This is a genomic window from Stenotrophomonas aracearum, from assembly GCF_031834615.1.
GTDB classification, from domain to species: domain Bacteria; phylum Pseudomonadota; class Gammaproteobacteria; order Xanthomonadales; family Xanthomonadaceae; genus Stenotrophomonas; species Stenotrophomonas aracearum.
On sequence record NZ_CP115543.1, the window covers coordinates 2,466,550 to 2,479,492 of the forward strand.

At 64.2% G+C, this 12,943-nt stretch carries 11 protein-coding genes; 1 reads left to right on the top strand and 10 read right to left on the bottom strand.

Annotation, left to right across the window (positions count from 1 at the left end; translation table 11 throughout):
• Positions 1 to 28 precede the first annotated feature (28 nt).
• The 10 genes from PDM28_RS11225 to PDM28_RS11270 all read right to left on the bottom strand — a co-directional run bounded on the left by PDM28_RS11225 (position 29) and on the right by PDM28_RS11270 (position 11,042).
• Positions 29 to 2,476, bottom strand: a complete 2,448-nt coding sequence (locus PDM28_RS11225; protein WP_311182053.1) for a VirB4 family type IV secretion/conjugal transfer ATPase — start codon at positions 2,474 to 2,476, stop codon at positions 29 to 31.
• Positions 2,477 to 2,565: 89 nt separating this feature from the next.
• Positions 2,566 to 2,874, bottom strand: coding sequence for a VirB3 family type IV secretion system protein (locus tag PDM28_RS11230; RefSeq protein ID WP_311182054.1), 309 nt, complete (start codon positions 2,872 to 2,874; stop codon positions 2,566 to 2,568).
• Entirely contained in the window at positions 2,867 to 3,265 is a 399-nt protein-coding gene (locus PDM28_RS11235) for a TrbC/VirB2 family protein (RefSeq protein WP_070206282.1), read from the bottom strand. Before PDM28_RS11235 ends, PDM28_RS11230 begins: the two co-directional genes overlap by 8 nt.
• 45 nt (positions 3,266 to 3,310) lie before the next feature.
• Positions 3,311 to 4,258, bottom strand: coding sequence for a lytic transglycosylase domain-containing protein (locus tag PDM28_RS11240; RefSeq protein ID WP_425507595.1), 948 nt, complete (start codon positions 4,256 to 4,258; stop codon positions 3,311 to 3,313).
• Positions 4,258 to 5,310 (bottom strand): P-type DNA transfer ATPase VirB11, encoded by a 1,053-nt coding sequence (gene virB11 / locus PDM28_RS11245; protein WP_070206284.1) that lies wholly within the window; start codon positions 5,308 to 5,310, stop codon positions 4,258 to 4,260. The genes PDM28_RS11240 and virB11 overlap by 1 nt, the downstream gene beginning before the upstream one ends.
• Before the next feature lie 15 nt (positions 5,311 to 5,325).
• Complete coding sequence (locus PDM28_RS11250) at positions 5,326 to 6,558, bottom strand: TrbI/VirB10 family protein (RefSeq protein WP_311182055.1); 1,233 nt, start codon at positions 6,556 to 6,558, stop codon at positions 5,326 to 5,328.
• Positions 6,555 to 7,331, bottom strand: a complete 777-nt coding sequence (locus tag PDM28_RS11255) for a TrbG/VirB9 family P-type conjugative transfer protein (protein WP_102944787.1) — start codon at positions 7,329 to 7,331, stop codon at positions 6,555 to 6,557. The genes PDM28_RS11250 and PDM28_RS11255 overlap by 4 nt, the downstream gene beginning before the upstream one ends.
• Entirely contained in the window at positions 7,328 to 8,470 is a 1,143-nt protein-coding gene (locus PDM28_RS11260; RefSeq protein WP_311182057.1) for a VirB8 family type IV secretion system protein, read from the bottom strand. Before PDM28_RS11260 ends, PDM28_RS11255 begins: the two co-directional genes overlap by 4 nt.
• 33 nt (positions 8,471 to 8,503) lie before the next feature.
• Positions 8,504 to 8,962: a hypothetical protein gene (locus PDM28_RS11265; RefSeq protein ID WP_102944785.1), complete on the bottom strand. Its 459-nt coding sequence runs from the start codon at positions 8,960 to 8,962 to the stop codon at positions 8,504 to 8,506.
• 382 nt (positions 8,963 to 9,344) lie between these two features.
• The gene (locus tag PDM28_RS11270) at positions 9,345 to 11,042 is read right to left on the bottom strand and encodes a type IV secretory system conjugative DNA transfer family protein (protein WP_311182058.1); all 1,698 of its coding nucleotides are present in this window, start codon (positions 11,040 to 11,042) and stop codon (positions 9,345 to 9,347) included.
• Positions 11,043 to 11,635: 593 nt separating this feature from the next.
• Between PDM28_RS11270 and PDM28_RS11275 the strand changes: the two genes are divergently transcribed.
• On the top strand, positions 11,636 to 12,856 hold the full coding sequence (locus PDM28_RS11275; RefSeq protein ID WP_311182060.1) for an MFS transporter: 1,221 nt from the start codon (positions 11,636 to 11,638) through the stop codon (positions 12,854 to 12,856).
• Positions 12,857 to 12,943 lie beyond the last annotated feature (87 nt).

The window sequence follows — 12,943 nt, forward strand, 5'->3', positions numbered from 1 at the left end:
GGCGTTGTCCATAAGGGTCTCCATCGAATCAGGCAACAGCGTCCTGGCGGGTTCCGGCGGGCTTTCCCGAGCCCTTGCGCTTGCTGTAGAACTCACTGAGCCACTGGTCCGGTGTGAGGTCGGCCTGCGCGACCTTCTCGCGCCGGGCGGCGTCGAGCAGGACGCGATGCATCACGTCGATATTGTCGGTGGAGGCCGAAATCACCGACAGGATGTCGTCCATGCCGCGCAGGTTGAGCTGGCATACGCTGGCCGCGTGGCCCTGCTTGACCAGGAAGCAGCGCGACCGCTCGTCCAGCGCGGTGACCACCTTGAACTCGCTCTCGGTCAGCTTCAGGCCGTCGATGTAGTCCGAGCGGCTGGCATTGGGGTTGGGCAGCAGGATCAGGGTGGCGGTCTGCTCGATCAAGGCGGCGGCAATGTCGCTCTTCAGCGCATCTTCCGGGCTCTGGGTCGCGAAGATGCCCATGCCGTTCTGCTTACGGATGGTCTTCTGCTTGTTCTTGGCGAATTCCTTCAGGCCGCCCTCGCCGTCCAGGATCTTCCAGAACTCGTCCATCACGTAGATCAGCGGGCGGCCGTCGATCAGCGATTCCAAGCGGTGCAGCAGGTAATTGATGACCGGCACGCGCACTTCGGGGTTGTCGATGATGTCGGTGTAGTCGAAGCCGATGATGTTGGCCCGGCTCAGGTCCACCGTGTCCACCGGATTGTCGAACACCCAGCCCAGCGAGTTGCCCGAGGTCCACTTGCGCAGGCGCGCATACAGGCCGTCGTCGCCCATGTTGGGCAGGCTCTTCTGGAAGTTGGTCATGCTGCGCAGGTGCATGGGGGTGTCGAGCATGTTCTCGACGGCGCGGAAGATGTCCTCTTCCTCGCGGGCGCTGTATTCGTGCTTGTTGGCCAACACCTTGACCAGGTCGGCCAGGAACTGCACGTTGGCTTCGTTGTTCTCGCACTGGAACGGGTTGAAGCCGGTGGCCTGGCCGTTCTCCAGCGCCAGGTAGTTGCCGCCGCAGGCGCGCACGAAGATCTCCGCGCCACGGTCCTTGTCGAAGAAGAAGATGGTCGGCGACGGGTCGTACTTCTGCACCTGGCTGAGCAGGAAGTTGATCAGGGCCGTCTTGCCGGTACCGGACTTGCCGATCACCATGGTGTTGGCAATGGCCTTCTCACCCAGCGAGTTCTCGGATGGGTGGGTGGCGTGGAAATTGAAGTAATACGGCTGCCCGTTCGTAGTCTGCAGCGTGGTCACGCAGTCGCCCCACGGGTTGTTGTGCTGCTTGCCGGTGGCGAAGTTGTGCAGCGGCGACAGGCCGAGGAAGTTCAACGAGCTGATGTTGGCCAGGCGGGTGCGGTAGCGCCAGTTGGCCGGGAACTGCGAGTAGAACGAGGCGGTGACCGCCAGGTCCTCCTTGGTCGACACGAACCCGGCGTTGGAGAGCTCGGCGCGGGTGGTGGCGATGTTCTGCGAGAGCTTCTCCTGGCTGTCGGCGTAGACGGCCATGATGAAGTGGTACTCGCCCAGCACGAAATTCCCCGAGGAGAGCTGGTCCATCGCCTGGTCCAGTTCGACGATCTGGCTGACCGCCTTGTCGCCGGATGAGATCATCATGCCCTTGGTGCGGTCCAGCACCTTGAGCGCATCCTGGCGGCCCATCGGGCTGAAGGAGTGGGTGATGACATACTCGAAGTCCAGGTACTTCAGGCCATTCAACACGCCGGGATAGGTGCCTTCGGCGTATTCCTTGATGTTGAGGATGGCGCCGAAGTGGTTCACGCCGTTGGGCGTGTTGATCACGAAGTCGCCGGTCTTGGACGAGAACATGTGCCGGCTGATCGGCAGGTAGTCCTTGACCGGGGCCGACAGCACCGGCACCGGCTCGTCTACCCGGTTGAGCAGGTAGCCGAAGAACTCCAGGGTCTCGGAGAACACCCTGCCGTTCCTGGCTTCGTACATGCCCATGCGGTACGGCGAGTAGTCACGGATCACCGCTTCCACGTTGCCGGCCATCTCCAGCAGCTTGGCCACCGCCTGGTCCTGCTCGGCCTGCAGCTGGGTGATGCTGGAGGACTTGTCCATGAAGCGCTTACCGGCCACCACCGGCCGGTAGATCATCGTGAGGTACAGCTCGTTCTGCATGATCCGCTGCGAGCCGAGCATGCCCATGTACTGGTCGGAGACGTCCTGGTTGAAGCGCTGGCCGAACGTGCTGCTGCCCTTGAGCTGGCGGCGACGGCGGATGTCATGCACCCAGAACGCCACGTTGACGAAGTCCGGCGCCCGCAGCGTCTGCAGCAGGCGGTTGAAGGTGTTGTGCCGGTGTTCCAGCTCCCAGTCCTCGCGCCCCACGAACGGCAGGCCTTCCAGGTGCCAGGTCAGCAGGAAGTCTCCGCCCGTGGTCTTCACGACCGTCGGCGCCACATGGGACGACAGGGGGATGAATTCGCTGATCGAGGTGTCGGGACTGAACATGACCGGTTCCAATGGATGCTGCGGGGATGACACGGGTCCTGCACCGGGCAGGCGACGGGGCCGCCTGCCCGGGGTACTGCATGCCGTCGTCAGGCCGACGGCGGTGGCTTGTCGCGGTAATGGTTGGGCGTGAACACCCACATGCCGCCGTGCTGTTCCAGGTTGCGTGCGCGGAACTTGAACTGCAGGCGCAGACCGATCAGGCGGAAGATCATTTCATCGCGCTTGGCCATCTGCCGGAGGATGAAGATGGCGATCGGAATGGTGACCAGCAGCCGCATGTCGATGTACATGCTCAGCAGCAACAAGCCGCCCGCGACCAGGAAGAACGGGACGTACGGGACGCCCAGGAACATCGCCGGTCGGGTGCAGCCGCGGAACAGGACGTTCTTATGCACGGTAGTACTGGACGACGTTCATGATCGAGGTGACGGTGGTCTGGCAGGAGCTGGCATTGCCGTCGCCCAGCAGCATCTTGGCGATCTGGCCAGCCGCACCGATCAGCAGGCCGCCGATCAGGATCGGGGCCACGTCGCCGATGCGCTTGTGGGCGAAGGCGATCTGGTAACCGGCAAAGATCACCGCGATGGTGACCACCGCGATCGAGGCGATGTTGAGCAGGCCATTGATGTTGGAGAAGAAGCCGCAGACCTTGGTGTCGGTGCCGCCGAAGTTGGTGGCCTGGGCGAACACGTCCGGCACGAAGACGGCGGTGGCGAAGGCGACGGCCATCAGGGCGGTCTTCAGCGAGCGCTGGGCGTGGACGATGTCGAGGTGGGTACGCTTCATTGTGGATTTTCCTTGTTGAGGGTCAGACACGACTGGATCGTTCCTTCAGAACACGAAGGCGGCATCCCCGGCGGGGACGTTCTGTACCGGCATCGCCTGTGCAGGCAGGGCCTGCGTCGGCAATGCCACCGGTGCGTTGCGCTCGCTCCACGGGCGCACCACCACCGGGCCGGCGGTGTTCTGCGGCAGCTGCTGGGCAGGCACGGGAGGGAGCGCGATGGGTTCCGGCGCGGCAGCGGGCGCTGGCTGTTGCGGCATCGCCCGTTCCACCGCGCCCATCACCACCCGTGACAAGGCCGCGTCGGCGGTGCGGAGCACGTCGCGGCGCACCATGGCGCCGATGGAGGGATACACCTCGTAGGCACGGGCCGGGTCGACCGGCACGGCGGCCTGGGCATACGCGGGCGCCGCGGCCTGCATGCCCTGCACGCGCGCGCCGACCACGCCCTGCGGCTGCCCGCTGAGCTGCGGATGGTGGGCCACGTCGACGACGCGACGCTCGGCGCGGCTGACCACGTCGATCGGCACCGCGCCGTTGGCGGCCACCATGCTGCCGCGTTGCCGGGCGATGGACGCGAACACCTTCTGCACGTAGCCGTGGCGGAAGCCGGTGGTGAAGTTGCCCGAGTAGTAGCAGCTGAACGACTTGCCCCAGTCGTTGCCCGAGCGCCCATAGCACTCGGCCAGGATGCGCGAGGCGGCCTGCAGGTTCGGGCACTGCTGGAAGGCCTTTTCGTACGAATCGAGCCCGTACTTGACCAGGTTGTAGCGGTTGACCTGGGCCAGCCCGACCGAGAAGTTGTAGCCCTTCTCTTCCAGCATGCGCACGGTGGCCAGCGCCTCGTCCAGCTGCCTGGGCTGGCGTACCAACGCGCCACCGACCACGCCGATGGCGTAGGGGTTGCGCGAGGATTCGACGTTGATCACGTGCTGCATCACGTCCATGGACACCGCCATTTCCGGGCAGGCCATCATTTCCAGTCCAGGCAGCATCAGGCGTCCCTCCCCGTGGCGGCCAGCGCACGTTCGGGGCTGAAATCGATGCCGGTGATGTAGCGGCTGCCGGCGTGCGCCTTGATATGCACGACCACGTCGATGGTCATCATCAGCAGGCGCTTGATCACCGAGAACTCCAGACCCGACCCTTCGGCCGAGGCCTTCACCATCAGGCCCAGCTGGTCCCAGGTCTGCTCCGGGCTGCCGGCATGGCAGCTGGTGATCGAACCGGGGTGGCCGGAGGCGCAGTTGCGGATGAAGTAGAACGCCTCATCGCCACGCAGCTCGGCCAGGATGATGCGGTCCGGCTTCATGCGCAGGCAGGCTTCCATGCAGCTCTTGGCGGTGACATTGCTCGCGCTCTGCCCGCCCTTGGAATACAGCAGGTGCACCACGTTGGGCTGGCTGATGAACAGCTCGCGCGCGTCCTCGATGGTGACCAGGCGCTCGTTGGCCGGAATGTGGTTGACCAGCGATTTCATGAAAGTGGTTTTGCCGCTGCCGGTGGCGCCGGAGACCACGATGTTCTTCCGGTACTGCACCGCCTTGCGGAAGAACTCGGCGTAGTCGCGGTTCTGGCGCAGGGCCAACAGCTCCTGGTCCTGCTCGCTGAGCGACGCGCCCTGTTCCAGGATCTGGTTGAAGAAGCCGTCGCTCTGGTACTGCTCCAGGGTCTTGGTGTGCTTGGACGGCAGGCGGATGGTGATCGACACCTTGCCCGCGTCGCACGCCGGCGGAATCACGAACTGGGCGCGCTGGCCGGTCGGGAAGGTCAGCGACACCACCGGGTCCACGTCGGTGATGCGCTGGCCGGTGTTGCTTTCATTGACCACGGCGGTACAGAACTGGCGCGCACGCTCGTAGGTCAGCGTGGGCACTTCCACACGCTGCCATCCGTCACGCGTTTCCAGGTACACCTCGCCCGGACGGTTGATGCAGATTTCCGTCACATCGGGCGAGGTCATATACGTGTGAATGCCCAGGACCTCGTACTGGTACCTGAGGAACTCACTGGAAACGTCGGCTACAGGGGCCACTTCGGCGTCCATGGTCTGTCCAGTCGGTCAGCGGCGGCGCGGCAGCACGTCGCTGAAGTCGACGTCCTTGGCCACGTAGACACTGACCACGGTGCCCTGGTTGATGGTCACGGTGGGCGGGCGACGCTCGCTCAACGCTTCGTTGGCCAGGCGCTCCATGCTGCGTGCGGTCGCGCTCTCATAGGGCGACTGCACGGCAAAGCCGTTGCTGGCGATTTCAGTGGTCTCCGGACCGTGTTCGGCGGCCGCGTATTTGAAGGCGTCGGCGATCAGGCTGATCATCAGCGCCGAGGCAATGCGGCTGCCCCAGTGCGCGCTGTAGTCGCCTGGATGGCCGGCGCCACCGAGCTGGTCGATGCCCGGACTGGACATGGCCACGTCGATGCCATTGGGCGTGGTGATGCGGTCCCACACCACTTCCACGCGCTTGCCCTGCGGGCCGCCACCGTAGGCACCGTAGATCTTCGAGCCCTTCGGCAGCAGCAGGCTGCGGCCGTTGATCGAGTACACCGGCTCGGTGAGCAGGCAGGAAGTGAAGCCGGCCACGTCGGTGATGATCCGGGTCTCGAGCACGCAGCGCAGGTAAGTGCCGCGCACCAGCAGCGCATCCGGGCTGCGGATGAAGCTGGCGTTGGACACGTCTTCCACGTCCGGGCCGCGACGGACCTTGGCCGGTGCCGGCTGCTGCGCGCCGGGCAGCTGCGCCAGCATGGTGCGGGTGTACTCGTCGTCCGGACGGCCGCCGAGACCGCCGGCCTGCCCTTCGGCGCCCCCGCCCATGCCGCCGCCTACGCCACTGCCGGACGCCATGCGGCGGTCGAGCAGCGACGGCTGGCGCGGTTCATTGGACATGCCCATCTCCGACGGAATCGCCGGCGGCGTGCGGTACGGGTTGTCCTGTGCCGGCGGCGGCAACGGCGGCAGCATTTCAATGGGCTGCGCGTCGGCCACCGGCGGTGGTGCCACTACCGGCGGCGCGGTCGGCAGCTCCGGCGTGGACACGCGGGCCTGTTCGTTGACCTTGGCCGGGCGGTCCTGGTCGTCGCTGCTCTTGCGCAGCAGCAGGAAGCCCATGGCGATCACCAGCACCAGGATGCCACCGAGGAAGGCCAGGGCCTTGCGGTTCAGGCGCTGCTCTTCGGCCGAGCGCAGCTGCGGCGCGGCAGCGTCCAGGTTGGGATTGTTGTCGGCCACGTTCTGCCCGTAGTACGGGTTGCCGGTGGGCTCATGCGGCTCGTTGCCGGGAGTGTGCTGGCTCATTTCTTTACGTTCCTTCGCAGGCCGACGACGCTGTCACCGTGGCGGATCACCAGGTAGGGATAGGTGCCATGCACGATGAGCGCGTTGCCTTCCACCGTGGTGTTGACCACGAAGTCCTCACCGTCTTCGCTTTCGCGACCGAACACCGCCGGGAAGATCCCGGTCTTGTACTCCGGCGACGCCGGCAGCTTGAGGTAGGTGAAGCGGCCATCGTCATAGGCGTTGACCGGGATCAGCCAACCCATCTTCTTCGCGCGGCGCGTCGAGTACGAGTAGTCGAAGTTGTACTGGCGGTCCTTGGCCAGCTCCGAGCTGAGCAGCGGCTTGACCTCTTCGTCCACCGCCTGCTGTGCGGTACCGAACTCGGTATCGCTCGGGTAACGGAAGGCGATCTTGTACTGCACGCCTGCACGCCGCGCCTGTTCCAGCTGGCGCCAGTCGGTGGCCACCACCTTCAGTTCGAAGATGTACGAATGGGTCTCGGTGCGCACCATCATGTTGGTGTCGACGTCGACGTTTTTCGGCTTGAGATAGAACACGTTCTCGCGACGGGTCAGCTCCCAGCCGCTGCTGAAGCCGGTGCTGTAGTCCAGGATCTTTTCGTTCGGGCTCAGTTCGATCTGGGTGGTCAGGCCCAGGCCGGTGCGCACCGGGTAGATGCGGTCCTGCTCGTACTCGTACTGGTCCACCACCTGGGCCTGCGCCGGGGCGCTGGCCATGGCCATGATCGGCACCAGGGCCAATGCGGCCCATCCCATGTTGCGACTACTCATCGGTTGCTTGCTCCCTCAGCAGTTCCGGTGGAAACGTTTCGTGCCGGCACGGTGGCCGGTTGCCGCGGCGCGACCTGTCCTGGTATTGCCTGGCCGGGCATCACCTGCCCGGGGTTCTGTTGCTGCATCGGTTGGGCTGGCATCGGCTGCGCGGGCATTGGCTGGCCCGGCAGGGTCATCTGGCCCGGTACCGGCTGGGCTGGAATCTGTTGGCCCGGCGCCATGGCCTGCCCCGGCACCGGCGCGGCTACCGTCTGTCCGGTGTTCGGATCGATCATGGTCGCCGCAGCGGGATTGTTCGGGTCGTACACCGGCACCGCAGCCGCGGCTGCCGCCTGTGCAGCCGCCTGCGCCGCCGCAGCCTGGTTGGCCTGGCTGGTCATCGACGCATCGTCCGGCACCGGCACGCCGCGCGCGTAGTCGCTGTCGACGCGGTACTCGGTGACCTGGAACGCCAGTGGGTTGAGCACGCGGTCCTGTTCGGAGAGGGCCAGGTCGGTGCGGTACTCGAACCGCATCGTCACCAGCTTGTTGTCCAGGAACTGCATGACCCCGGTGGTCTTGTCGAGCAGGCTGCGCTGGATGCGCACCGAGGCACCACGGAAGCTGCCGTTGCCCTCTGCAGCCAGCGGCGTGATGCTCAGGATCTTGACCCGGATCGCCTTGTTGGTGCCGTACACGTACACCGGGTTCTGCGGGTTGTTGTTCGCATAGCGCTGGCGTTGGGTCGCGGCCACCGGCTCGGACGACATCGTGAACACCAGGTCCCAATCGCGCAGGCCCATCACCGCCGAATCGAACGACTCGCGCGCCATCACGTATTGCGCGACGTTGCTGCGGTTGATCGCCTCGTTGGCGGTGATCGACCCGGCACCGAAGGTACCGCTGAGGCGCGCGACCGTGGCGTTGCCGGTGTACGCATCGGCCATCACCAGGAACGGCACCTTCTCCTTGAGCGGCAGCATGTAGTAGTAGCCGCCGGCCAATGCCAGCGACATCACCATCGAGCCGGTCGCCACCCACCACGCACGACGCTCGCTGCGACGCGCCATGTCGGCGACGGTCAACTCGTAACTCACGGCCTTGGCGACCGCCTGGTCGACCTTGGGAGTGTTGCCTGCGTCCTTCTTTCGGAACATGGGGTCATCCGTACTGCTGGAACATCAAGGGGATCAGCTGCCGCTGGTGCTGCTGGCACTGCCGGTGGCCGCAGTCGGCGCAGCCGCCGACGCGGTCTGCACGACGATCTGGTTGCCGACGATCGACACCAGCACGCCCTGCCCCGCATACGCGGCGCTCAGGTCGATCATGGCCTGCTGCGGATTGGTGGTACCGATCGTGGAGACCGCGCCGTACAGCGTGTAATCGGAGCTGATGCGGTAATCGAGCGTCATGCCCGAGTCCTTGGCCCAGCGTTCAAGCATGGTCTTCAAGGTGCCGTCCATCGGCGAAGCCTGGTACACGTAACTGGTGTACAGCGGGATTTCCATCGTGGTGCTGGCGAAGCGGTTCACCGGCTTCCAGCGGCCACCGAAGTCCGGCGCCGGTGCGGTAGCGCACCCTGCAAGCAGCAGTACGGTAGAGGCAATGGCGACGCCGATGGATCCCTTGAACAATGACGCTTGCTTCATACGAACTTCCCTATGGCGTACGGAATAGCGGTTTTCAGCCTGAAAATCGGCAAAACTAAAGCGTGTCGACGCCCACGGCGGGCTCAACCAGTCAACGTGCGGATGTGAGTTGCAACACTTTTCAACGGTGACACCGGGCCCCAGCCCGCCTGGTGTGCATTCGCCCCGAACGCCTGTCCGGCCCCTGTGCCTGCACACCCAATCCGTGAAAAGCCATCCATGTACCTCTTACTGCATGCGTAACGACGATTTCATGACGCATGGAACGTCCATCAAAATTACGATGCCACACCTTCGCGTCAATTCAACGTCAATTGCGACAACTTTTTAACCTTCACACACAACTTCTTTGACGTGCGTCACATGCGTTCACGTGCAGCGCTCACAGCGCCAGCATCGGCACATCGGTCTTCGGCAGCAGACGCGAAGTGAAATAGCGGTCCTTGTAATACTTGATCTTGTCGCACTTAACGGGATGCGGAATGCCCTCGTACAGGAACACCTCGTGGTCGTTGCCCATGGCCTTGAGCTCCTGCGGCAACATCAGTGCGCGGCGCTCCTCGGTGAAGTTGTGGGTCTTTTCACGGGCGTGGGTGACGTTCTTCTTCCGCACGGTGGTGTAGCCGAGCATCTCCGAATAGTCGTTGGCGTCCTGCTGCTCGCGCGGCGCGTACAGGATCTGCAGCGCGTGGTTGGTGATGATGGTCCGCGAGACGTCCCGGCCATAGGTGGCATCCAGCTGCGCCATGCTCTGGATGATCGGCAGCAGGCGCACGTTGTAACCGGCCATGTAGGACACCGCCGAGGCAATGATGTCGACCCTGCCGATCGCGGTGAACTCGTCCATCAACAGCAGCACCTGGTACTTCAGGTCCGGATTGGACTTGGGCAGTTCCTTGGTGTTGAGGTTGATGATCTGGCTGAAGAACAGGTTGATGATCAGGCGGCTCTCGGCCAGCTTGTTGGGCTGGATGCCGATGTAGATGGTCATCTTCTTCCGGCGCAGGTCGGTAAGCAGGAAGTCGTTGTCGCTGGTGGCCTTGTCCAGCACCGGGTTGATCCAGGCGTTCAAGGGTTCCTTGAAGGTGCCCATGATCGACGCGAAGGTTTCATCGGCCTGCGAGAGCAGGTTGGCGAAGGCCGCACGGGCATTGCCGCTGAGGAACTTCTGCTCGGACAACGCCTTGAGGTACTTGCGCAGGTCGCTGCCATCGCCGGTGGCGAGGCGGAACACCGCGCCCAAGGTCGGCGCGCCCTGCCCGCCCGGGAACCCCTGCTGGCGTTCGTCGTCGCGGTTCTCGAACAGGTACAGCGTGAAGGCCATGAACGCGTTGCGTGCCTGGCTGATCCAGAATTTCTGGTCGTCCGAGCCGTCCGGGTACAGCATCGCGGCAATGCTCATCAGCTCCGAGACGCGGAACGCGGGGTCATCGGAGACGTAGCTGAGCGGATTCCAGCGATGGGTGCGGCGGTCTTCGGCGAACGGATTGAACAGGAACACCTCGTGGCCCTGGCTGGCGCGCCAGCCACTGGTGAGGTCGAAGTTCTCCTGCTTGATGTCCAGCACTACCACTGACTCGCCGTACTCCAGCAGGTTCGGAATCACCACGCCCACGCCTTTGCCCGAACGGGTGGGTGCGGCCAGGATCACGAACTGCTGGCCACTGAGGCGCACCAGCTTGCCGCCAAAGCTGCCCACCACGATGCCGTTGTCGGTCTTCTTGAACAGGCCATGCTTTGCCAGGTCGCCCGCCTCTGCGAAGCGCGCATCACCATGCAGCGACTTCTTCTTCGGCTTGACCAGGAAGAACAGCGCGCCCAGCAGCGCCAGCACCGGCAGGCCGAAACCGATCACGCCGGCAGCTTTGATTTTCGTCAGGTACGGCGCAACGGCAGGCTGATCCATCGCCTGCACGTACTGAAGGTAGGTGTTCCACTTGAACAGCCCGGTGTCCAGACCCAGCAGCAGCAGCGTGAGGTATCCGGAAAGACAGTAGCCAACAAGTGCGGTCAACAGGACTGCAACAGCGATGACGACAGGTTTCTGCGTGGACAAACGTGATCCTCCATGACGCGCCATTCCAGGCGCTACGACGTGCGTTGGCATCGGTGTGATGCGCGGTGCACGCGGCTCGTAATCCAACTTCCGACATTCGGACCAATGTCATTGACGCGCATCCTAATGCACGTTTGCAGCGCTGCCAATCAGAAATTCCTGATGATACGTCTGTAAATACAGGTGTATTCGCACCAATGATGCGTGCAGCGGGACAATGGAACACGATCGTAAACAACGCATCACGCAATGCACGCAACGCGTGTGTGGATCCTTCACGCAGCACTGAACTGCAGTGCTGTAGACGCGCGCGAAGCAACGCATTGCCATCATCAAAACTGTGCGACTCGTCACGGTGGTTAATGATTGTGTAGAGCGTTCGATGTGCTCGCATGAAAATTTGGATGCTTCACTTGCACACACCTCCATGTGAAAGCGTTCGAACAACGTTCTTTTCTTTGTCGAGATAATGTGAAGAAAATATGACGATCAATCTTCACGCCGTGTCTCAGTAGATCCACTGATCCACAGCATTCCAGCCGCAGCCCTGCGTCAGACGGGCGCATGTTGCGCCGCAGCAGTACAATAGACAGCCACGTTCTTCGTTCTCCTGCCCCATGAGCCCCACCACCCTCCCCCTGGCCGCGCGGCTGTCTGCCCGTGAGCGCACGCTGATCATCCTGGCCCTGTCGCTCGGCGGCTTCGCCATCGGCACCAGCGAATTCGCCAGCATGGGCCTGATGCTGGAAATCAGCCGCGGGCTCTCCATCAGCGAGACCCAGGTGGGCCACCTGATCAGTGCCTACGCCATCGGCGTGGTCGTGGGCGCCCCGGTGCTGGCCTTCGCCGGCGCCGGGTACGCGCGGCGGACCCTGCTGCTGGGCCTGATGGGCTTCTATGCGGTGGGCAACCTGGCCAGCGCGCTGGCACCGGACTACACCACCATGCTGATCGCTCGCTTCGTGGCCGGCCTGCCGCACGGCGCCTACTTCGGCGTGGCGATGCTGGTGGCTGCAGCGATCAGCCCGCCCGCACAACGTGGTGCGGCGGTGTCCAAGGTGCTGCTGGGTCTTTCAGTGGCAATCCTGGTCGGCAACCCGCTCACCACCTGGCTCGGCCAGCAGCTCAGCTGGCGCACCGCGTTTGCACTGGTCAGCGTGCTCGCCATCGCCACGGTGGTGATGATTGCGCGCTTCCTGCTGCCGGACCCGGACGAAGTGCGCACCTCGCCGATGCGTGAACTGCGCGCCTTCAACAAGCCGCAGGTGTGGCTCGCCTTGGCGATCGGCTCGGTCGGTTTCGCCGGCATGTTCTGTGTGTTCACCTATCTTGCCCCGACCCTGGTGCAGGTGACCGGCCTGGCCGAGTCGTGGATGCCGGTGGCCGTGGGCATCTTCGGCATCGGCGCGATCATCGGCAACGTCGCCGGTGGCTGGCTGGTGGACCGCTTCCAGTTCCGCGCCGCCGCCATCGTGCTGGTGTGGTCGATCGTGGTCCTGCTGGCCTACCCGCTGGCCGCCAACTCGGTATGGACCATCTTCCCGATGATCATCGCCGTCGGCACCATGGGCGCCTTGGCGGCTGTGCTGCAGACCCGCTTGATGGACGTCGCCGGCGAAGCGCAGACCCTGGCCGCCGCCTCCAACCACGCGGCCTTCAACACCGCCAACGCACTGGGCCCGTGGTTCGGTGGCATGGCCATCGGCGCCGGCTTCAGCCCGGCGGTGACTGGGTACGTTGGCGCAGCCACTGCGGTGGGCGGCCTGCTGCTGTGGGGCGTTGCGGTGCTGGTGCAGCGCCAGTCGCGCGGCAGCGAAGCGGTTGCCTGCGAGCGCTGATCCAACAGCCGGTCGCTCCACTGAACAAGCCCCGCCTCGGCGGGGCTTGTGCGTTATGGACACTGCACGGATCGTAGCGACGCGCCG

Coding starts and splice junctions, on each gene's coding strand:
- PDM28_RS11225 (WP_311182053.1), bottom strand. CDS start 2,476: ATGTTCAGTCCCGACACCTCGATCAGCGAATTCATCCCCCTGTCGTCC.
- PDM28_RS11235 (WP_070206282.1), bottom strand. CDS start 3,265: ATGAAGCGTACCCACCTCGACATCGTCCACGCCCAGCGCTCGCTGAAG.
- PDM28_RS11240 (WP_425507595.1), bottom strand. CDS start 4,258: ATGCTGCCTGGACTGGAAATGATGGCCTGCCCGGAAATGGCGGTGTCC.
- virB11 (WP_070206284.1), bottom strand. CDS start 5,310: ATGGACGCCGAAGTGGCCCCTGTAGCCGACGTTTCCAGTGAGTTCCTC.
- PDM28_RS11250 (WP_311182055.1), bottom strand. CDS start 6,558: ATGAGCCAGCACACTCCCGGCAACGAGCCGCATGAGCCCACCGGCAAC.
- PDM28_RS11255 (WP_102944787.1), bottom strand. CDS start 7,331: ATGAGTAGTCGCAACATGGGATGGGCCGCATTGGCCCTGGTGCCGATC.
- PDM28_RS11260 (WP_311182057.1), bottom strand. CDS start 8,470: ATGTTCCGAAAGAAGGACGCAGGCAACACTCCCAAGGTCGACCAGGCG.
- PDM28_RS11265 (WP_102944785.1), bottom strand. CDS start 8,962: ATGAAGCAAGCGTCATTGTTCAAGGGATCCATCGGCGTCGCCATTGCC.
- PDM28_RS11270 (WP_311182058.1), bottom strand. CDS start 11,042: ATGGCGCGTCATGGAGGATCACGTTTGTCCACGCAGAAACCTGTCGTC.
- PDM28_RS11275 (WP_311182060.1), top strand. CDS start 11,636: ATGAGCCCCACCACCCTCCCCCTGGCCGCGCGGCTGTCTGCCCGTGAG.